The sequence below is a fragment of the Azospirillum oryzae genome (genome assembly GCF_008364795.1).
Taxonomy (GTDB): Bacteria; Pseudomonadota; Alphaproteobacteria; order Azospirillales; family Azospirillaceae; genus Azospirillum; species Azospirillum oryzae.
On the sequence record NZ_VTTM01000009.1, the window covers coordinates 198,910 to 217,777 of the forward strand.

Genomic DNA, 18,868 nt, shown 5'->3' on the forward strand with positions numbered 1-18,868 from the left:
GGGTCGCGGAGGCCGATCCGATGCCTGTCAGGCTAACCGATTTTCCGGGATCCTTTCCAACTGGTATTTATGCCATCTTACCGACTAAAATTCTGAATTATGGCGGCTTGTCAGAATGAATTACGAGCGTCGAGGTGAAATCTCAGAACATCCGGCCGGTTTTCGGGGCCGCGTGACGGGCGCATTCGTTTTTGCCGAACAAAAGTTGGCAATGCAGCCCTGTTGCCGACGATACAGAGAGATCGTCGGGTTTGTTTTCGCAGATTCGATGGCATGGCGGGCAGAGTGCCCGAACGGCCGGGACTCAGCCCTTCAGCGGCTTGGGACGGCTGGCTTCCGGCGGCTTGCGCACGGGGATCGGCGGTGCGGCCTTCTCGATGCCGCTCTCCCCCAGATAGGTCTGCGCCGCGGCGACGACCGAGCGCCAGGGCCGTTGCAGCGGGAATTCCGGCCAGCCGTTGGCGAACAGGCCGGAGATCATCCAGCCCGCCATCAACGTGACCGCTAATTGTTCGGAAAAGCCGCCCGTCTTCAGGATCGGCAGGGCGAAATTGCGCCGCCGCTTGATCGGCCACAGCAGCGGCAGGCCGGCCGGGGTCAGCAGGTCGCCGGCCAGATGGGTGAGATAGCCGACGATGAAGGGGATCAGCAGGCGCTGGTAGGCGGCATGTTCGTGCAGGACCCACAGGCAGCCGGCGATGGCGAGCGCCGAATGGGTGACGCCGCGATGGCCGAAGATGTTGGAGATCGCGGTGGACAGCGGCTTGACCATCTGCCCCAACGTCGATTTCGGATGGTCGATGTCCGGCGCCAGCGCCCCCAGAATCGCCGCCCCGAAGGCGACCGCGTCGAAGGTCATCCCGTACCGGCTCGACAGGTAGAACCATGTGGCGCCACCGACGATTATGTGAGAGGACGCCATCACCGTCGGGTCACCGGGGCCTGAAACTGGTCTCTGTCGGGACGGCTTCTGTGCCGAACCCGAAAATTGGGGGAGTTTGACCTTAGAATACTTTCAGGTTCCAGAACAATAATACAGGTGGAACCGAGGGATTCCCTAAACGCATACCGTTCATGCGTTCGGCAACGGCGGGTTGCCGCGGCCATGTTCCTCCCCATCCGGCGTCCGCCGGAACTCCGGCCCGGCCCGGCCGGCATGTTGGCCGGGAGGACGAGATGGACAAGCGATAGGACCAGAACCAGGATCGGGACCGGCACGCCGCTCCGCCGACCCCGAAGGAGGACGCCTGCAAGCGGCCGCGCAACCGCGAAGCGGGAAAGCCGGGCTGACCGGCTCTTTCCACCGTCCTTTGTCCGAACGCGCCCGAACCGGCCGCGGCGGGATAGCCTGCTACCGCTGCGGGTGCCCGACGTTTAATGGCATTACTCCCATCCGGCACGGGTGGGGCACATTCCCCATCCACAGTGCTCTGGCATAGTTTCGCGAACATGCCGGCGGTCGAGGCCGGGAACAATACCGGGGAGTGGGCGCCGATGGACTCGAAGGAATTCGCAAGCGCGGCGGACGGAGCATTAAAGGGACGGTTGGACAATGTTGGCGGCGGCCGAACTGCCGACATCATCGGCAACCACCGCTTCGCCGCCTGGATGCTGTCGGTCGCGTTTCTGTTCGTTCTCAGCGCCGACACCCTGCTTGGCATCGTTCTCAAATCCTATCTGGATGCCGGACTCGACACTACGGTCTGGGACGTCCTGCTCCTGATCCTGGGCAAATCGCCGGAACACCTGCCGCTCGATTCCTGGGAACCGATGATGACGGCCTTCACCTGGCTGCATGACAATGGACAGGGCAACGTCTACGACGCCATCTTCTTCACCAGGCATGTGAAATTCCAATATCCGCTGACCTCGCTGCTGGTGCTGGAGGCGATGTCGGCGGTCGGCCTGCTCCATCTGCGGATCTATGCCATGATCAACCTGCTGATGGTCGTCGCCACCGCCGGCGGCATGGCGCTGCTGATGCGCGACCTGGCGGAACGCATGGGCTTCGACCAGACCGTGCGCAACGGGGTCAGCCGGCTGACGCTCGCGGCGCTCGGCGCGGTGGCGACGCTGTGCTTCTTCCCGATCGTCAAGGCCTTCGCCGTCGGCCAGATGCAGGTGTGGCTGAACGCCGCCTTCGTCTTCGCCACCCTGTTCTACGTGCGCGACCAGCGGGTGCTCGCCGGCGCGATGCTCGGCGCATCGACGTTGATCAAGCCGCAGATGTCGCTCTTCCTGATCTGGGCGCTGCTGCGCCGGGAATGGGGGTTCGCCATCGGCTGGGCGGCGGTGGTGGTTCCCGGCTTCGGCGCCGCCAGCGCCCTCTACGGCTTCGGCCCGTCGCTGCATTACCTCGACGTGCTGTCGTTCCTGGGCCAGCATGGCGAAAGCTATTATGCCAACCAGACCTTGAACGGGCTTCTGCATCGCCTGCTCTAGAACGGTCCTAACCTGCTATTGAACACCAACGGCGAGACCGAATGGCGGGGCAGCGCGTTCCCGGCCTACAATGCGCTCGTCCATGGCGCGACGCTGGTCTCCGGCATCCTGTTCGTCCTGTTCGGCCTGCTGTGGCGGATCAGGGACGGGGACGGGGTCGGCAACGGGGGCAGCAACGGGAACGGGCGGCGGCAGCCCATCGCCTCCTTCCTGGTGGCCGGCACCTGCTTCACCATCGGCACGCCGATCGCCTGGATCCCGCATTACGGCGTGCTGTTGCCGGTCTGCGCCTATCTGCTGTTCGTCCTGATCGACCTCGCTGCCCGGGACCGGCGCCGGGGGCTCGGCAAACTGCTGCTGCTGGGCATCGGATTCGCGATCATGAGCAACGACTTCTTCCATCCCCTGAACGAGCTTGCCAATACCCCGCTCAACGTCCTGCAATCCTACCTGTTCTTCACCGCCCTGCTGCTGCTCCACCTGCTGGTGACGACCGCGGACAGGCCGCGGGCGGCACGGCAAGCCTCCGCCCCGCCTCTGCCTGCCGCCTGACCCCCCGCCGGAACGCCGGGGCTCGCGCGCCTGTTGGTGAGCCAGATCACCCAACCGGCAGGAAGGAGCCCCGCCATGGCACGGTATTCGGGAGCAGGCTATTCGCACGGAGACGATACGGGCTGGCTGTCGGCGCGCGGGCTGGCGATGATGGCCGGCGGAGCGGCACTGGCGCTGGTGGCGAGCCGGCTGCTGCCGCCGGTGGTGGCCCAGCTGGCCGGCACCGCCCGCCACGCAGCCGGCCGCGACGGCATCGACGCGCTGATCGACGATCACCGCCACATCCAGTCGCTGCTGGTGGAAATGGTGCAGACCCCGATGGACGCGCCGGGCCGCCGCACCCAGCTGCTGCTGCGCCTGAAGCGCCGGCTTGCCGCCCATGCCATGGCGGAGGAGGACGTCGTCTATCCGCTGCTGCACGATCAGGCACGCAAGGAGGAGGACGCCAAGCATCTCTACGGCGAGCATGCCGAGATGAAGATGCACCTGTTCGACCTGGAACAGACGCCGAAGGACGATCCGCGCTGGCTCGCCGTCGCGCTGGACCTGAAGCGCATCATCGACGGCCATATCCGGCAGGAGGAGGAGATCGATTTCCCCGCCCTGCGCAACAGCCTGGACGACGGCCAGACCGCCATCATGTCCGGCGGCGTCGCCCGCGAGAAGGCACTGATCCTCTGACCATCGCCTTTCGGTAAAGGGCCGGCACCGGAACGCTCCGGCCGCCGGTCCTGTTGCTGAACGCGACCCAAACGAAGGCGAGAGTCGGGAGATTTTGATGAGAGCACTGGTATGGCATGGCGCCAACGACATCCGCTGCGACACGGTCCCCGATCCGGAGATCGAGCATCCGCGCGATGCCATCGTCAAGGTGACGACCTGCGCCATCTGCGGGTCCGACCTTCACCTGCACGACAATTTCATGCCGGGCATGGAGAAGGGCGACATCGTCGGCCATGAGTTCATGGGCGAGGTGGTGGAGGTGGGTTCCGACGCCAAGAGCGCGCTGAAGGTCGGCGAGCGGGTGGTGGTTCCCTTCACCATCTGGTGCGGCGAATGCGACCAGTGCAAACGCGGCAACTATTCGGTCTGCGAACGCTCCAACCGCAACAAGGCCCTGGCCGACAAGGTCTTCGGCCACACCACCGCCGGGCTGTTCGGCTACACCCACCTGACCGGCGGCTATGCCGGCGGGCAGGCCGAATATGTGCGGGTACCCATGGCCGACCGCACCCACATCAAGATACCCGGCGGGCTGACCGACGAACAGGTTCTGTTCCTGGGCGACATCTTCCCCACCGGCTGGCAGGCCGCTGCCCAGTGCGACATCCAGCCGACCGACACCGTGGCGATCTGGGGCTGCGGCCCGGTCGGGCAGATGACGATCCGCAGCGCGATCCTGCTCGGCGCCAAACAGGTGATCGCCATCGACCGCGTGCCGGAACGGCTGGCGATGGCCAAGGCCGGCGGCGCCATCACCATCAATTTCGAGGAGGAGAGCGTCGTCGAGCGGCTGAACGAGCTGACCGGCGGCAAGGGTCCGGAGAAATGCATCGATGCCGTCGGCATGGAGGCGCACGCCACCGCCACCATCGACAGCATGATGGACCGCGCCAAGCAGGCGCTGATGCTGGAATCCGACCGCGCCCATGTGCTGCGCGAGATGATCTATGTCTGCCGCCCGGCCGGCACGCTGTCGATCCCCGGCGTCTATGGCGGGCTGATCGACAAGCTGCCCTTCGGCATGGCGATGAACAAGGGACTGACCTGGCGCATGGGCCAGACCCACGTCAACCGCTGGACCGACGATCTGCTGAACCGGATCCAGGAAGGTCAGATCGACCCGTCCTTCGTCATCACCCACACCGTTCCGCTCGATCAGGGCCCCGAGATGTACAAGACCTTCCGCGACAAGCGGGACGGCTGCATCAAGGTGGTCCTCAAGCCCTGAGGTGAAGACATGGCCTATTACGACCGCTCCTCGGCCGGAGACACTCTCGCCCGCGGGTTGGGCTGGTTCAGCATCGGCATCGGCGTCGCCGAACTGATGGCCGGCCGCAGCATCGCCCGCTGGATGGGGATGGAGGACAAGACCAACCTGATCCGCGCCTATGGCGTGCGGGAGATCACCGCCGGCGTCGGCCTGCTGGCGCTCGGCGATCCCAAGCCGTGGATCTGGGGCCGCATCGCCGGCGACGCCGTCGACATGGCGACGCTGGCGGAGGGAATGGCCCTTGGATCGAAAGACAATCCACGCGCCCGGAATGCCGGCATCGCCTTCGGCGCCGTGCTGGCGACGACGGCGGTGGACATCGTCTGCGCCCAGAAGCTGCACCGGGAGGAGGCCCATTACCGCAGCCTGCCGGTGCCGGACTACAGCGGTCGCAGCGGCTTCCCCCGCCCCGTCTCCGCCATGCGCGGTGCGGCCAGCGACGCCCCCATCGCCGAGGACATGCGGACGCCGAAGATCCTGCAGTTCCAGCCGGCGACCGGCCAAGCCGGCGCCTCCTGACCCCGACGTATCCGGCCGACCTGTTCATGGCCCTGTGGCGCCATGCGCTCTAGTCGGGGCGCTCTAGTCGGGGCGCTCGAGTCGCGCCGGCCTCAATCCACCGTGAAGGTGTTGCGCAGCGACCCGTCGGCATTGACCATCTGGTAGCGGCCGTCGGGAAGCTTGTAGATCTCCATGCATTGCTGGCGCGGATCGATGTCCAGCGTCAGGCAATAGCGGTCGTCGGACACCGTCCAATGGCCGTATTCATTGCCCTTGGAGCCGGAAATGACGATCGACCCGTCCTTGGAAAAGCGGTTCAGGTAGGATTTGCCGCGCGCGTTGACGATGCTCAGCGTGTGGCCGCCGAGCAGCGTCGACACCTCCGGCCCGGTCAGGCGCTGGGCGCCCGGCTTGCGGTAGTCCGGCTCGAACCCGGCGCAGGCCGACAGTCCCGCCAGGGCGGCCAGCGTCACCACGAGCAGGCGCCCGCGACCAGGGGAGGCGGGACGGGAATGGGATGGCAATCGCATGGGGTCTGGCCGCCTTTTTCCGGTTCGTTGCACCGATCAAGATTGGCGGCGAAGGCGTGTCCGGCAAGTCAGGGGCCGGCAAGTCATGAGGGTTGCCCGCCCGCCGCAAGAGTGGCGGCGGGCGGGCGGCAACCCCGTCAGGACGACAGCGTCTTGTTGACCCGCAGCGCCACCAGCGTGCAGATCGCGCCCGACAGCAGGTAGAGGCCGGAAGCGATCAGCCCGAAATGGCTGGACAGGTACAGCGCGACGAAGGGCGCGAAGCCGGCCCCGAACAGCCAGGCCAGATCGGAGGTCATCGCCGACCCGGTATAGCGGTACTGCTGGCTGAAGCCCGATGCCACCGACCCCGACGACTGGCCGAAGGACAGGCCGAGGATGACGAAGCCCAGCACCATGAACACCAGTTCGCCCACCTTGCCGGCGTCGAGCAGCATCGGCGCGAAGCCGCTGAACACCGCGATCGCCGCCGCGCAGGTGCCGAGCAGCGTCCGCCGCCCCACCCGGTCGGCGATATAGCCCGAGGCGATGATCGCGAGCGTACCGAACACGGCGGCGATCACCTCGATCATCAGGAAGACACCGGTCTCCTGATTCGCGTTGAGGAAGATCCAGGACAGCGGGAAGACGGTGACCATGTGGAACAGGGCGAAGCTGGCCAGCGGGGCGAAGGCGCCGATCACCACGCGCTTGCCTTCCATCTGCAACGTCTCCACCACCGGGGCCGGCTGCAGTTCCCGGTTCAGGAACAGGCGTTCGAACTCCGGCGTCTGCACCAGCCGCAGGCGGGAGAACAGGGCCACCACGTTGATGGCGAAGGCCACGAAGAAGGGATAGCGCCAGCCCCAGGCGAAGAAATCCTCAGCCGACAGGCTGTTGACCATGTAAGCGAACAGGCCGCTCGCCACGATCAGGCCGATGGGCGCGCCCAGCTGCGGGATCATGGCGTACCAGCCGCGCCGGTTCTCCGGCGCGTTCATTGCCAGCAGCGAGGCCAGACCGTCCCAGGTGCCGCCCAGCGCGATACCCTGCCCGATGCGCGACAGTGCCAGCAGCCATGCGGCGGCGACACCGATCGCCTCGTAGTCCGGCAGGAAGGCCAACGCCACGGTGGAAATGCCCAGCAGGAACAGGGCGATGGTCAGCTTGGCGCTGCGCCCGTAACTCTCGTCGATGGCCATGAAGATGAAGGTGCCGATCGGTCGCGCGACGAAGGCCAGCGCGAAGATGGCGAAAGACCAAAGGGTCCCGGTCAGCGGATCGACATAGGGGAACACCAGCTTCGGAAAGACGATCACGGAAGCGATGGCGTAAACGAAAAAGTCGAAAAACTCGGATGTTCTGCCGATGATCACGCCGATGGCAATTTCTCCGGGGTTGACCCCGTGATGCCGCGCGTTCACCAGCCTCGCATCCCGTTCAACGGCCGCAATCGATGAAGTCATCATGTCGGCTCCGGCTGCGTTATTTCGCTTGCGATGATCCGCAGATCATACAATATGGGGCCCCAACTTTCGGTGCCCTGTCAAGCGCGCAGGCGTGAGGCATTGGACAAATTGTCCAATGTCGCAGCTAGGCTATTGCCGCTAGCTGTCTGCCCAAAGCAAACCTTATGAAACAGGTCCTGCCTTGAGCCGTTATCGCGCAATCGCCCTGCTGCCAGTAATGGCGGCGTTGAGTGGCTGCAACCTGGTCGTGCTGAACCCGGCCGGCGACGTTGCAAGCCAGCAGGGAGACCTTGTGGTCATCTCCACCCTGCTGATGCTGCTGATCATCGTCCCGGTCATGGCGCTTACCGTGCTGTTCGCCTGGCGTTACCGTCAGTCGAATAACACAGCCCGCTACGAACCGGACTGGGACCATTCGACGCAGCTTGAACTGGTGATCTGGGCCGCCCCGCTGCTGATCATCATCTGCCTGGGTGCCATCACCTGGGTGACCACCCACAAGCTCGATCCCTACCGTCCGCTCGACCGCATCGCGTCGGACAAGCCCGTTCCCGCCGGCGCCAAGCCGCTGGACGTGCAGGTGGTGGCGCTCGACTGGAAGTGGCTGTTCGTCTATCCGGAATACGGCATCGCGTCCGTGAACGAGATGGCGGCCCCGGTCGACCGGCAGATCCGCTTCAGCCTCACCGCCTCGACGGTGATGAACTCGTTCTACGTTCCGGCGCTGGCCGGCATGATCTACACCATGCCGGGCATGGAGACGAAGCTCCACGCCGTGATCAACGAGCCGGGAACCTACAAGGGCTTCTCGTCCAACTACAGCGGCGCCGGCTTCTCGCACATGCGCTTCAACTTCCTTGGCCTGTCGAACCAGGATTTCGACGGCTGGGTGTCGAAGGTGAAGTCGGCCGGCGGTTCGCTCGACCGCAACGCCTATCTGGCGCTGGAGAAGCCGAGCGAGGCCGTCCCGGTCCAGCATTACGGCACCGTCGATCCGAAGCTGTTCAACGCCGTCGTCAACATGTGCGTGCGTCCCGGCACCATGTGCATGAGCGACATGGCCGCCATCGACCGCGCGGGCGGGCTGAACGCGGGCGGCAAGGCCGCCGCCGAGGCGATCCTGCGGGCCAACACGCTGGCCGGTTTCCCGGACACCCAGCAGACCGGCCTGTGCACCGTCGCCGAGGCCGTTGAAGCCGCTGCGTCAAACTCGGGCGCCGTGCAGCGCCCCACCGTCACGCCGATCAGCGCGTCCGCCACCCCGGCCGGACCGCAGCGGCTGGCCAATCCCTGATTGGGCACACCGGCATGCTTGAGACACTGACGACCTTCCTCTTCGGGCGCCTCAGCCTGGAGTCCTTCCCCTATCACGAGCCGATCGTGGTCGCGACCTTCTTCGCGGTCGTGCTCGGCGGTATCGCGCTGGTCGCCGCCCTCAGCTATTTCAAGCTGTGGGGCTATCTGTGGACGGAGTGGTTCACCACCGTCGACCACAAGCGCATCGGCATCATGTACATGGTGCTGGGCCTGATCATGCTGCTGCGCGGCTTCGCCGACGCCATCATGATGCGCGCCCAGCAGGCCATCGCCTTCAACGGCAGCGAAGGCTATCTCAATTCCCACCACTTCGATCAGGTCTTCACCGCCCACGGTGTGATCATGATCTTCTTCGTCGCCATGCCGCTGGTGACGGGTCTGATGAACTATGTCGTGCCGCTGCAGATCGGCGCGCGCGACGTGTCCTTCCCGTTCCTGAACAATTTCAGCTTCTGGATGACCGTCGGCGGCGCAGTCCTCATCATGGCCTCGCTGTTCGTCGGCGAGTTCGCGCGCACCGGCTGGCTGGCCTATCCCCCGCTGTCGGGTCTGGAGGCCAGCCCTGACGTCGGCGTCGACTATTACATCTGGGCCCTGCAGGTGGCGGGCGTCGGAACGACGCTGTCGGGCATCAACCTGATCTGCACGATCGTGAAGATGCGCGCCCCCGGCATGACCATGATGAAGATGCCGGTCTTCACCTGGACCTCGCTCTGCACCAACGTCCTGATCGTTGCCTCCTTCCCGATCCTGACCGCCGTGCTGGTCCTACTGTCGCTGGACCGCTATGTCGGCACGCATTTCTTCACGAACGACATGGGCGGCAACCCCATGATGTACGTGAACCTGATCTGGATCTGGGGCCACCCGGAAGTCTACATCCTGATCCTGCCGTGCTTCGGCATCTTCTCGGAAGTGACCTCCACCTTCACCGGCAAGAAGCTGTTCGGCTACACCTCGATGGTCTACGCGACCGTCGTCATCACCATCCTGTCCTATCTGGTGTGGCTGCACCACTTCTTCACCATGGGTTCGGGCGCCAGCGTGAACTCGTTCTTCGGCATCACGACGATGATCATCTCGATCCCGACGGGTGCGAAGATTTTCAACTGGCTGTTCACCATGTACCGCGGCCGCATCCGGTTCGAGCTGCCGATGATGTGGACCATCGCCTTCATGCTGACCTTCGTGATCGGCGGCATGACCGGCGTGCTGCTGGCGGTCCCGCCGGCCGACTTCGTCCTGCACAACAGCCTGTTCCTGATCGCCCACTTCCACAACGTCATCATCGGCGGCGTGCTGTTCGGCCTGTTCGCCGGCATCTACTACTGGTGGCCGAAGGCCTTCGGTTTCCGCCTGGATCCGTTCTGGGGGAAGATGTCCTTCTGGTTCTGGGTGATCGGCTTCTACTTCGCCTTCATGCCGCTCTATGTCCTGGGCCTGATGGGCGTCACCCGCCGCCTGCGCGTGTTCGAGGATCCGTCGCTGCAGATCTGGTTCCAGATCGCCGCCTTCGGCGCCGTCCTGATCGCGCTGGGCATCGGGTCCTTCCTGATCCAGATCGCCGTCAGCGTCCTGAAGCGCCGCCAACTGGTCGACGTGTCGGGTGACCCGTGGGACGGCCGTACCCTGGAATGGGCGACCTCCTCGCCGCCGCCGGGCTACAACTTCGCCTTCACGCCGGTCATCCATGACAACGATGCCTGGTGGGACATGAAGAAGCGCGGCTATGCCCGTCCGCTGGACGGCTTCCGCCCGATCCACATGCCCAGCAACACCGGCACCGGCGTCATCCTGGCCGGCATCAGCACCGTGCTCGGCTTCGCCCTGGTCTGGCACATCTGGTGGCTGGCCGCGGTGAGCTTCGTCGGCCTGCTGGCGGTCGCCATCAACCATACCTTCAACTACAACCGCGACTTCCACATCCCGGTGGATGAGGTGGTGCGGACCGAGAGCGAGCGGACCCGTCTGCTCTCCGGACAGGTGTAAAGCATGACGACGACCGTTGAAGCCATGCACGACCGTCACGTGGGGCACGACACCCCGCGCGGCGCCACCCCGCCCGTCTTCTATGTGAGGGACGAGCACGCCCACGAAGCCGCCAGCACCGCGCTCGGCTTCTGGATCTACCTGATGAGCGACTGCCTCATCTTCGCGGTGCTGTTCGCGACCTACGGCGTGCTGGGCACCAGCTACGCCGCCGGCCCGACGCCGAAGGAGCTGTTCGACCTGCCGCTGGTGGCGCTGAACACCTCCATGCTGCTGCTGTCCTCCATCACCTATGGCTTCGCCATGCTGGCGATGGAAAAGGGCCGCACCGGCCAGACCCAGGCCTGGCTGTTCATCACGCTGCTGTTCGGCCTCGCCTTCCTGGGCATCGAGTTGTTCGAGTTCGCGCACCTGATCCACGAGGGGGCCGGCCCGTGGCGCAGCGCCTTCCTGTCGTCCTTCTTCACGCTGGTCGGCACCCACGGTCTGCACGTCACCTTCGGCAGCGTGTGGCTGGTGACGCTGATGGTCCAGGTCGCCCGCCGCGGCCTGATCCCGGCCAACCGCCGGCGCCTGATGTGCCTCAGCATGTTCTGGCACTTCCTGGACGTCATCTGGATCGGTGTGTTCACCTTCGTCTATCTGATGGGAGCGCTGCGATGAGCACCCACGCGCACAGCGACCACCACGCCCATCAGGGCCACGGGCATGACCATGGCGGTCACGGCGGTCATGGTCACGACGACCACGGCCACCCCGCGGGCGCCCACGGCACCTTCGGCAGCTATATGATCGGTTTCGTCCTGTCGGTGATCCTGACGGTCATTCCGTTCTGGCTGGTGATGAACGGCACGCTGGACAACGCGACCACCACGGTCGTGATCCTGGCGCTGGCCGTCGTCCAGATCATCGTCCACATGGTGTATTTCCTGCACATGAACGGCCGCGTCGAAGGCGGCTGGTCGATGCTGGCGATGATCTTCACGGTCATCGTCGTGGTCATCATGTTCTCTGGTTCGCTCTGGGTGATGTACCACCTGAACCACAACATGATGCCCGGGATGACCCACGACATGAGCAAGATGCCGTGACCGGACTGCCGTCCGCGCCCCCCGCGGGCGGCACACCGAAGAGGGCCCGCCCGGTCTGGGCGCTGGCCCTCTTCGGCCTTCTGGCGCTGGCCGGCGTCGCCGGCCTGACCGCGCTCGGCATCTGGCAGCTCGAACGCCGGGTGTGGAAGCTGGACCTGATCGAGCGGGTGGACGCCCGCATCCACGCCTTTCCGGTGCCGGCACCGGGGCCGGAGTCCTGGCCGTCGGTCACGGCGGCGTCGGACGAGTACCGGCGCGTCACCGTCACCGGCCGCCTGATGAACGACCGCGAGACGCTGGTGCAGGCCGTCAGCGACCTGGGCGGCGGCTTCTGGGTGATGACCCCGCTGGTCACCGACCGCGGCTTCACCGTGCTGGTCAACCGCGGCTTCGTGCCGCCGGAGAAACGCGATCCCGCGACCCGCGCCGAAGGTCAGCCGCAAGGCGAGGTCACCATCGCCGGATTGTTGCGCATCACCGAGCCGAAGGGCGGTTTCCTGCGCAGCAACGACCCGGCCGCCGGCCGCTGGTATTCCCGCGACGTCGCCGCCATCGCCGCCGCGAAGGGGCTGACCGATGTCGCCCCCTATTTCATCGATGCCGACGGCACCCGCAATCCCGGCGGCTGGCCGGTCGGCGGGTTGACGGTGGTCAGCTTCCCCAACAGCCATCTCAGCTATGCGCTGACCTGGTTCGCGCTGGACCTGATGCTGATCGGCGCCGCCCTCTACGTCGTCCGCAGCGAGATGCGGCGGCGCCGGGCGTAAGCCGGTTGCTATTGGGTGCGCGGCCTCAGCACCGGCGTTCCTTGTGAGGCCGGCGCCGAGGCCGCAGCCCTGTCCAGCGGCAACAGGCGTTGCAGGGCGGCGATGTAGCCGTGCAACGCCTCGCGGCCGAGGGGGGTCAGGGCGTAGCTGGATTGCGGCCGCCCCTCCCCCGTTTCCTTGCGGACCGACACGTAGCCCGCCGCGATCAGCTTCTTCAGATGCGAATCGAGGTTGCCGTCCGACACGTCCAGCCGCTGCTTCAGCTCGGTGAAAGTCGCCTCGCCGGCACCGGCCAGAAAGGCGGCGACCTGCGTGCGCAGCGGTTGGTGCAGCAGAGGGTCGAGCGTGTCCAAGGCCATTCCGTTCAGGGTTTGAGGTCGAAGCGTGCCGACATGGTGCCGGGCGACTTGCTGTCCTTTTCGCCGGGCAGCGTGATGGCGAACTCTCCGCCGACCGCCTTGTCGGCGGACATCCAGGTCTTGCCGTCGAAGCTCAGCCACGTCTTGTAGACATAGACGTCACGGTTGGTGGCGACCTCCATCCGCGCCAGCCCCGGCTTGGAAATCAGCGTCCCGGAGACCGACGCCACCACCGGCAGCGGCGCCCCGGCCGGGTAGAGCAGCACGTAATCGCCGCCGGCCGACGGTGTCTCACCATAGCGGACCACCGGGATTTTCGCCATCTCGTCGGCGCCCGGCGCCGGCATCAGGCCCGCGCAGCCGGCAAGCGTCACCGTGGCGGCCAGCAGGGCCGCAGACAGAGTCCTGGTCATCTTTTTCTCCTGGATCTACGGATTGGGAAAGAGGGAGGCAATCAGGGCCGCGGCGCGGCCATGGTGTTGGCGTTGACGACGGCGCGGACGACCGGTCCGCCGTCGGGCGTCAGGTCGCCGTCCAGCTTGGGGACATGCAGCCACAGACCGACGGTGCCGCGCATCCAGGGCTCCCCGTCGAAGCGGGCATCGCCGGTCGGCACGCCGTTCTCCAGAACCAGCTCCACCGGCTTGGAAAGGGTCAGCGGCAGGGTGGTGGCGGGATCGTTGCGGAAGATGTTGCCGTTCACGCGGATTTCGACCGGCACCGGCGTGCCCGCCGGCAGGGTCAGAACATGGCGCCCCACGGCCCCAGCCCCCTTGCGGAAGGCGTCGAGCGACAGGGCCGGCGCGTCGGCCGGGGCGCCGAAGTCGCCGTGATGGCGCAGGGCCAGCGGCACGCCCAGCACCACCAGCATCCAAACGGCGGACTGCGCCATGCGGTGCCAGGACGGCCGCGCCCGACCGCGGTCGAGCATCAGCGCCAGCAGCGGCAGCCCCAGCCCGAAGACCGATGCCGCGATCAGCCGGATGATCGTGTAATCGAGCCGGTAAACCAGGCTGGCGATGCCGGTGAGGATGGTGAGGACGCCGATCCACTCCAGCAACTCCTCGGAAAACAGGCCGTGGACATAGAGGCCGAGGCCGATCAGAACCACCCAGGCGGCGCAGACCATGTATCCGCCGCCGAAGAAGAAGGTGGCGAAGGTCATCAGGATGCCCAGCGCCACCAGCAGCCACCAGACCTTCAGCACCTGCCGGTGGATGAAGGACCATGCCTCGTCCCGCTCGCGCTTGACCCGCCGCGTCAGGTGCCAGTCCAGCACCGCCACCCCGCCGAGAGACAGGGTCAGCAGCAGAAGCCACGCCACCGCCTGTTGCGCCACGTCGGCGAACTGCGCAGGCGTCAGGATGCGGTCGCTGAACAGCAGCAGCGCCGCCCCCGTCAGCCCCCACAGGACCAGCGTGTGCCGCTCGATCCGCAGATTGCGGTGACCGGCCGACAGCATGGAATGGATGGCGTCAAGGCGCTGGGACAGGCTGTCGGACATGGGATTTCCGTGGCTTCGGGTCGGTGGGGCTGTCCGCTGAACGTCACTCTGTGATGCAGAGTGACTACACTCTGAAATGCAGAGTGTCAACGGCGAAGCCCGCGCCTGCGTCGATATGGACCATTGCCCTTTGGCATAGGGGAAACATCCGACAAAGCTCCCCTCCCGCCGGTAACTCTCTATATAAGTCGGTATGCTGATGAACCGGGCGAGGAACAGGACGTCTTTCGTGCGCGACACCACCGACCGCAAAAACCTGTTCCTGCTCGTCCAGCTGCGTTGGCTCGCCGTCGTCGGGCAGATCGTGACGATCCTGATCGTCCATCTGCAGATGGGCATCCGCCTGCCGCTGCTGCCGATGGCGGCGGTGATCTTCGTGCTGGTGGCGCTGAACATCGCCAGCCTGATCCAGATCCGCCGCAGTTCCGCCGTCTCCAACACCCAGCTGTTCCTGGAACTGCTGATCGACGTCTGGGCGCTGACGTTGCAGCTCTATCTCAGCGGCGGCGCCTCCAACCCCTTCATCTCGCTGTATCTTCTTCAGGTGGCGCTGGGGGCGGTGCTGCTGGAGGCGTGGTCGGCCTGGGCGCTGGTTCTGGTGGCGACCGCCGGCTTCACCTGGCTGATCGGCACCCACCAGCCGCTTCCCCTGCCACCCGCCTATGAAGGGGAGCTGTTCAGCCTGCACATCCAGGGCATGTTCATCTGCTTCGTGCTGGCGGCGAGCCTGCTGGTCCCCTTCCTCACCCAGATCAACCGCAACCTGCGCGCCCGCGACGCCTATCTGGCGGAACTGCGCCAGCGCTCCATGGAAGAGGCGCACATCGTCCGCATGGGGCTGCTGGCGTCGGGCGCGGCACATGAGTTGGGAACGCCGCTCGCCACCCTGTCGGTGATCCTCAACGACTGGCGCCGCATGCCGTCGCTGATGGCCGACCCCGATCTGGCGGAGGAAGTGGCGGAAATGCAGAACCAGATCGACCGCTGCAAGTCCATCGTGTCGGGCATCCTGATGTCGTCGGGCGAGGCGCGCGGCGAGGGCACGGTGCGCACCACGGTGAAGGGGTTCCTCGACGGGCTGGTGGAGGACTGGCTGTCCAGCCGCTCGCCCGGCCGCTTCGACTATGACAACACGGTCGGCCCGCAGGAGCGGATGATCGCCGACCTCGCCTTGAAACAGGTGCTGTTCAACGTGCTGGACAATGCGCTGGAGGCCTCGCCCGACTGGATCGCCGTCGCCGCGCTGCGGCAGGGCGACAATCTGGTGGTGGCGGTCAATGATTGCGGCCCCGGATTCGACCCCGCCATCCTGGAGGAGCTGGGCAAGCCCTACCGCTCCACCAAAAAGCGGCCGGGCAGCGGGCTCGGCCTGTTCCTGGTGGTCAATGTGCTGCGCAAGCTGGGCGGCACCGTCACGGCCAAGAACCGGGCCGCCGGCGGCGCCACCGTGACGCTGACCCTGCCGCTGTCCGCCCTGTCGCCGGGAGGCTCCGATGGAGACGACTGAACTGGAGACGCCCGAGTTGGAGGGGGGCGACCGCACCCTGCTGATCGTCGAGGACGACGAGTCCTTCGCCCGCGCGCTGCGCCGGTCCTTCGAACGCCGCGGCTACGAGGTCCATGCCTGCACCGGGCTGGAGGAGATGCGGGAGATCCTGCAGACGGTGGACCCCGACTATGCGGTGATCGACCTGAAGCTCGCCACCGGATCGGGGCTGGAATGCGTGAAGGAGCTGCACGAGGCTGACGAGGAAACCCGCATCGTCGTGCTGACCGGCTTCGCCAGCATCGCCACGGCGGTGGAGGCGATCAAGCTGGGCGCCTGCCATTATCTGGCGAAACCGTCCAACACCGACGACATCGAGGCCGCCTTCGACCGCACCGAGGGCGACACGTCGATCGCGCCGGCCGTCCGCACCACCTCGATCAAGAATCTGGAGTGGGAGCGCATCCACGAGACGCTGGTGGAGACGAACTTCAACATCTCGGAGACCGCGCGGCGGCTCGGCATGCACCGGCGTACGCTGGCGCGCAAGCTGGAGAAGAAGCGGGTGCCGTGAGCGGGCGCCCGCCCCGCCCCTTTACGAGAACTCCCGCACCGTGTGCAGGTGGTTGAGCGGGCCGTGGCCGTGGCCGAAGCCGGGCGCGGTCAGGATCGCCGTCTCCACATAGCGCCGAGCCCGAGCCACCGCGTCGCGGGTGCCCAGACCCTGGGCCAGACCGGCGGCGATGGCCGACGACAGGGTGCAGCCGGTGCCGTGGGTGTGGGGGGTGTGGACGCGGCGGCCCTCGAACACCGTCTCGCCCTCCTCCGTCAGCAGCAGGTCGTAGAGGGTGTCGTCCTCCAGATGGCCGCCCTTCAGCAGAACCGCTTTCGGGCCGAAGCTGAGCATCAGTTCGGCGGCGCGGCGCATGTCGTCCAGGTCGCGGATCGGCAGGTCGGTCAGCGCCTCGGCCTCCGGCAGGTTGGGCGTCACCACCTCGGCCAGCGGCAGCAGGCGCTTGCGCAGGGTCAGCACGGCGTCGGGGTCGAGCAGATGGTGGCCGCTCTTGGCGATCATCACCGGATCGAGGACCAGGGGGACGTTGACGGCCCGTTCCTCATATTCCGCCGCCACCGCCTCAATGACGGGGGCGTTGGCGAGCATGCCGATCTTCACCGCGTCGGCGCCGATATCCTCCAACACCAGCTTCATCTGCAGGGCGACGAAGGCCGGATCGACCGGAACCACGCCATAGACGCCGGTGGTGTTCTGCGCCGTCAGTGCGGCGATGGCGGTCATGGCATAGGCGCCGAGCGCACTGACCGCCTTGATGTCGGCCTGGATTCCGGCGCCGCCGCCGGAATCGGAGCCGGCGACGATCAGGACGCGGCCCTTGATGGTGTTGCCGTTCACGCTGCTGTCGCTCATTGCGCGGCCTCCAGGCTGCGGGCGGCGCTGGCCTGAATGGCGCCGGCGATGTCGGCGACCACGCTGTGGACCAGCGTCTCGTCGTCGCCCTCCGCCATCACGCGGATCAGCGGCTCGGTGCCCGACTTGCGGATCAGGACGCGGCCGCTCGCCGCCAGCCGTGCTTCGCCCTCCTTGATCGCCTGCTGGACGACGGCATCCTCCAGCGGCTTGGTCCCGGCGGAGAAGCGGACGTTGGTCAGCTTCTGCGGCACCGGATCGAAGACGCGGCAGACCTCGCTGGCCGCGCGGCCGTCGGCCTGGATCAGCACCGCCAGCACCTGAAGCGCGGCGATCAGCCCATCGCCGGTGGTGGAATAATCGGACAGCACGACATGGCCCGACTGCTCGCCGCCGACATTGTAGCCGCGCTCGCGCATCATCTCGACGACATAGCGGTCGCCGACGGGGGTGCGGGCCAGATGCAGGCCAAGGCCGCCGAGATGGCGTTCCATGCCCAGGTTGGACATGACGGTGGCGACGACGCCGCCGCCGCGCAGGGTCTGCGACCGCGCCCAGGAGGTGGCGATCAGGCTCATCAGCTGGTCGCCGTCGATCGGGCGCCCGGCCTCGTCCACCATGATGAGGCGGTCGGCGTCGCCGTCCAGCGCGATGCCGAGATGGGCACCGTGGGCGACCACCTGTTCCTGCAGGGTCTGGGTGGCGGTGGCGCCGCAGCCCTTGTTGATGTTGGTGCCGTCGGGGCTGACGCCGACCGGGATCACGTCGGCCCCCAGTTCGTACAGCACCTTGGGCGCGACCTTGTAGGCGGCGCCGTTGGCGCAATCGACGACGATCTTCAGCCCGTCGAGCCGCAGGCCGCGCGGGAAGGTGTTCTTCACATATTCGATGTAGCGGCCGGTGGCGTCGTCCAGGCGGCTGGCGCGGCCGAGATCGGCGGGACCGGCGAGATCGGGGGCGAAGGGCAGCGCCATGCGCCGCTCGATGGCCGCCTCCACCTCGTCCGACAGCTTGTAGCCATCGGGGCCGAACAGCTTGATGCCGTTGTCCTGATAGGGGTTGTGCGAGGCGGAGATCACCACGCCCATGTCGGCACGGAGCGAACGGGTCAGCATGGCGACCGCCGGGGTCGGCAGCGGCCCGACCAGCACCACATCCATCCCCATGGAGATGAAGCCGGCGGTCAGCGCCGGTTCCAGCAGATAGCCGGACAGGCGGGTGTCCTTGCCGATCACCACCCGGTGCCGGTGGTCGCCGCGGCGGAACTGCAGCGCGGTCGCCATCGCCACGCGCAGGGCCGTTTCGGCGGTCATCGGGTCGATGTTGGCGGTGCCACGGATGCCGTCGGTGCCGAACAGGTGTCGCGTCATGAAAACCTCGTGCAGAGACCGTCTCCAGCCCCGGATGTCGGATCGGGTGGCGGGAAACGCAAGCGAAGGATGTTTCTTCGCCCGGCAGACGGG

20 protein-coding genes are annotated in these 18,868 nt (G+C 66.3%); 12 read left to right on the forward strand and 8 right to left on the reverse strand.

Annotated elements, in window-relative coordinates:
• Nucleotides 1-304 precede the first annotated feature (304 nt).
• Entirely contained in the window at nucleotides 305-922 is a 618-nt protein-coding gene (locus FZ938_RS22280) for a metal-dependent hydrolase (RefSeq protein ID WP_149200631.1), read from the reverse strand.
• Between the two features lie 572 nt (nucleotides 923-1,494).
• On the opposite strand from FZ938_RS22280, the gene FZ938_RS22285 reads away from it, so the two are divergent.
• From FZ938_RS22285 to FZ938_RS22305, 5 genes are all read left to right on the forward strand, one after another.
• Entirely contained in the window at nucleotides 1,495-2,442 is a 948-nt protein-coding gene (locus tag FZ938_RS22285) for a glycosyltransferase family 87 protein (RefSeq protein WP_174757432.1), read from the forward strand.
• Between the two features lie 18 nt (nucleotides 2,443-2,460).
• Nucleotides 2,461-2,994, forward strand: a complete 534-nt coding sequence (locus FZ938_RS22290) for a hypothetical protein (RefSeq protein ID WP_149200633.1) — start codon at nucleotides 2,461-2,463, stop codon at nucleotides 2,992-2,994.
• A gap of 75 nt (nucleotides 2,995-3,069) precedes the next feature.
• The gene (locus tag FZ938_RS22295; RefSeq protein WP_149200634.1) at nucleotides 3,070-3,675 is read left to right on the forward strand and encodes a hemerythrin domain-containing protein; all 606 of its coding nucleotides are present in this window, start codon (nucleotides 3,070-3,072) and stop codon (nucleotides 3,673-3,675) included.
• Between the two features lie 97 nt (nucleotides 3,676-3,772).
• A complete protein-coding gene (locus FZ938_RS22300; RefSeq protein WP_149200635.1) occupies nucleotides 3,773-4,945 on the forward strand; it encodes a zinc-dependent alcohol dehydrogenase in 1,173 nt (390 codons plus the stop codon).
• 9 nt (nucleotides 4,946-4,954) lie between these two features.
• Nucleotides 4,955-5,506 carry a cyclase dehydrase gene (locus FZ938_RS22305; protein ID WP_149200636.1) on the forward strand — a complete coding sequence of 184 codons (552 nt, stop codon included), beginning with the start codon at nucleotides 4,955-4,957 and terminating at the stop codon, nucleotides 5,504-5,506.
• A gap of 92 nt (nucleotides 5,507-5,598) precedes the next feature.
• Here the strand turns inward: FZ938_RS22305 and FZ938_RS22310 are convergent, their stop codons facing one another.
• Together FZ938_RS22310 and FZ938_RS22315 are read right to left on the reverse strand one after the other, a co-directional pair.
• On the reverse strand, nucleotides 5,599-6,018 hold the full coding sequence (locus FZ938_RS22310; protein WP_149200637.1) for a WD40 repeat domain-containing protein: 420 nt from the start codon (nucleotides 6,016-6,018) through the stop codon (nucleotides 5,599-5,601).
• A 137-nt stretch (nucleotides 6,019-6,155) separates the two neighbouring features.
• Nucleotides 6,156-7,466: an MFS transporter gene (locus tag FZ938_RS22315; RefSeq protein WP_149200638.1), complete on the reverse strand. Its 1,311-nt coding sequence runs from the start codon at nucleotides 7,464-7,466 to the stop codon at nucleotides 6,156-6,158.
• A 181-nt stretch (nucleotides 7,467-7,647) separates the two neighbouring features.
• Between FZ938_RS22315 and cyoA the strand changes: the two genes are divergently transcribed.
• Genes cyoA through FZ938_RS22340 form a run of 5 tightly spaced genes read left to right on the forward strand, consistent with a single transcriptional unit; the run spans nucleotide 7,648 to nucleotide 12,630 of the window.
• Entirely contained in the window at nucleotides 7,648-8,760 is a 1,113-nt protein-coding gene (gene cyoA, locus FZ938_RS22320; protein WP_149200639.1) for a ubiquinol oxidase subunit II, read from the forward strand.
• Between the two features lie 14 nt (nucleotides 8,761-8,774).
• Nucleotides 8,775-10,772 (forward strand): cytochrome o ubiquinol oxidase subunit I, encoded by a 1,998-nt coding sequence (gene cyoB, locus FZ938_RS22325; protein WP_149200640.1) that lies wholly within the window; start codon nucleotides 8,775-8,777, stop codon nucleotides 10,770-10,772.
• A 3-nt stretch (nucleotides 10,773-10,775) separates the two neighbouring features.
• Nucleotides 10,776-11,435: a cytochrome o ubiquinol oxidase subunit III gene (gene cyoC, locus FZ938_RS22330; RefSeq protein ID WP_425529376.1), complete on the forward strand. Its 660-nt coding sequence runs from the start codon at nucleotides 10,776-10,778 to the stop codon at nucleotides 11,433-11,435.
• Complete coding sequence (gene cyoD / locus FZ938_RS22335; RefSeq protein WP_149200641.1) at nucleotides 11,432-11,863, forward strand: cytochrome o ubiquinol oxidase subunit IV; 432 nt, start codon at nucleotides 11,432-11,434, stop codon at nucleotides 11,861-11,863. Before cyoC ends, cyoD begins: the two co-directional genes overlap by 4 nt.
• Nucleotides 11,860-12,630, forward strand: coding sequence for an SURF1 family protein (locus FZ938_RS22340; protein ID WP_149200642.1), 771 nt, complete (start codon nucleotides 11,860-11,862; stop codon nucleotides 12,628-12,630). Before cyoD ends, FZ938_RS22340 begins: the two co-directional genes overlap by 4 nt.
• A gap of 8 nt (nucleotides 12,631-12,638) precedes the next feature.
• Here the strand turns inward: FZ938_RS22340 and FZ938_RS22345 are convergent, their stop codons facing one another.
• Genes FZ938_RS22345 through FZ938_RS22355 form a run of 3 tightly spaced genes read right to left on the reverse strand, consistent with a single transcriptional unit; the run spans nucleotide 12,639 to nucleotide 14,493 of the window.
• Entirely contained in the window at nucleotides 12,639-12,983 is a 345-nt protein-coding gene (locus FZ938_RS22345; RefSeq protein WP_211101141.1) for a winged helix-turn-helix domain-containing protein, read from the reverse strand.
• Nucleotides 12,984-12,994: 11 nt separating this feature from the next.
• On the reverse strand, nucleotides 12,995-13,402 hold the full coding sequence (locus tag FZ938_RS22350; protein WP_149200644.1) for a hypothetical protein: 408 nt from the start codon (nucleotides 13,400-13,402) through the stop codon (nucleotides 12,995-12,997).
• Nucleotides 13,403-13,443: 41 nt separating this feature from the next.
• Nucleotides 13,444-14,493, reverse strand: a complete 1,050-nt coding sequence (locus FZ938_RS22355) for an MFS transporter permease (RefSeq protein WP_149200645.1) — start codon at nucleotides 14,491-14,493, stop codon at nucleotides 13,444-13,446.
• Between the two features lie 229 nt (nucleotides 14,494-14,722).
• On the opposite strand from FZ938_RS22355, the gene FZ938_RS22360 reads away from it, so the two are divergent.
• Nucleotides 14,723-16,000: an ATP-binding protein gene (locus FZ938_RS22360; protein ID WP_246799088.1), complete on the forward strand. Its 1,278-nt coding sequence runs from the start codon at nucleotides 14,723-14,725 to the stop codon at nucleotides 15,998-16,000.
• Nucleotides 15,987-16,553 (forward strand): response regulator transcription factor, encoded by a 567-nt coding sequence (locus FZ938_RS22365; RefSeq protein WP_149200647.1) that lies wholly within the window; start codon nucleotides 15,987-15,989, stop codon nucleotides 16,551-16,553. The genes FZ938_RS22360 and FZ938_RS22365 overlap by 14 nt, the downstream gene beginning before the upstream one ends.
• A 21-nt stretch (nucleotides 16,554-16,574) precedes the next feature.
• On the opposite strand, the gene thiD is transcribed toward FZ938_RS22365, so the two are convergent.
• Together thiD and glmM are read right to left on the reverse strand one after the other, a co-directional pair.
• Nucleotides 16,575-17,405, reverse strand: coding sequence for a bifunctional hydroxymethylpyrimidine kinase/phosphomethylpyrimidine kinase (gene thiD, locus FZ938_RS22370; protein WP_149200648.1), 831 nt, complete (start codon nucleotides 17,403-17,405; stop codon nucleotides 16,575-16,577).
• Nucleotides 17,402-18,775, reverse strand: a complete 1,374-nt coding sequence (gene glmM / locus FZ938_RS22375; RefSeq protein WP_149200649.1) for a phosphoglucosamine mutase — start codon at nucleotides 18,773-18,775, stop codon at nucleotides 17,402-17,404. Before glmM ends, thiD begins: the two co-directional genes overlap by 4 nt.
• Nucleotides 18,776-18,868 lie beyond the last annotated feature (93 nt).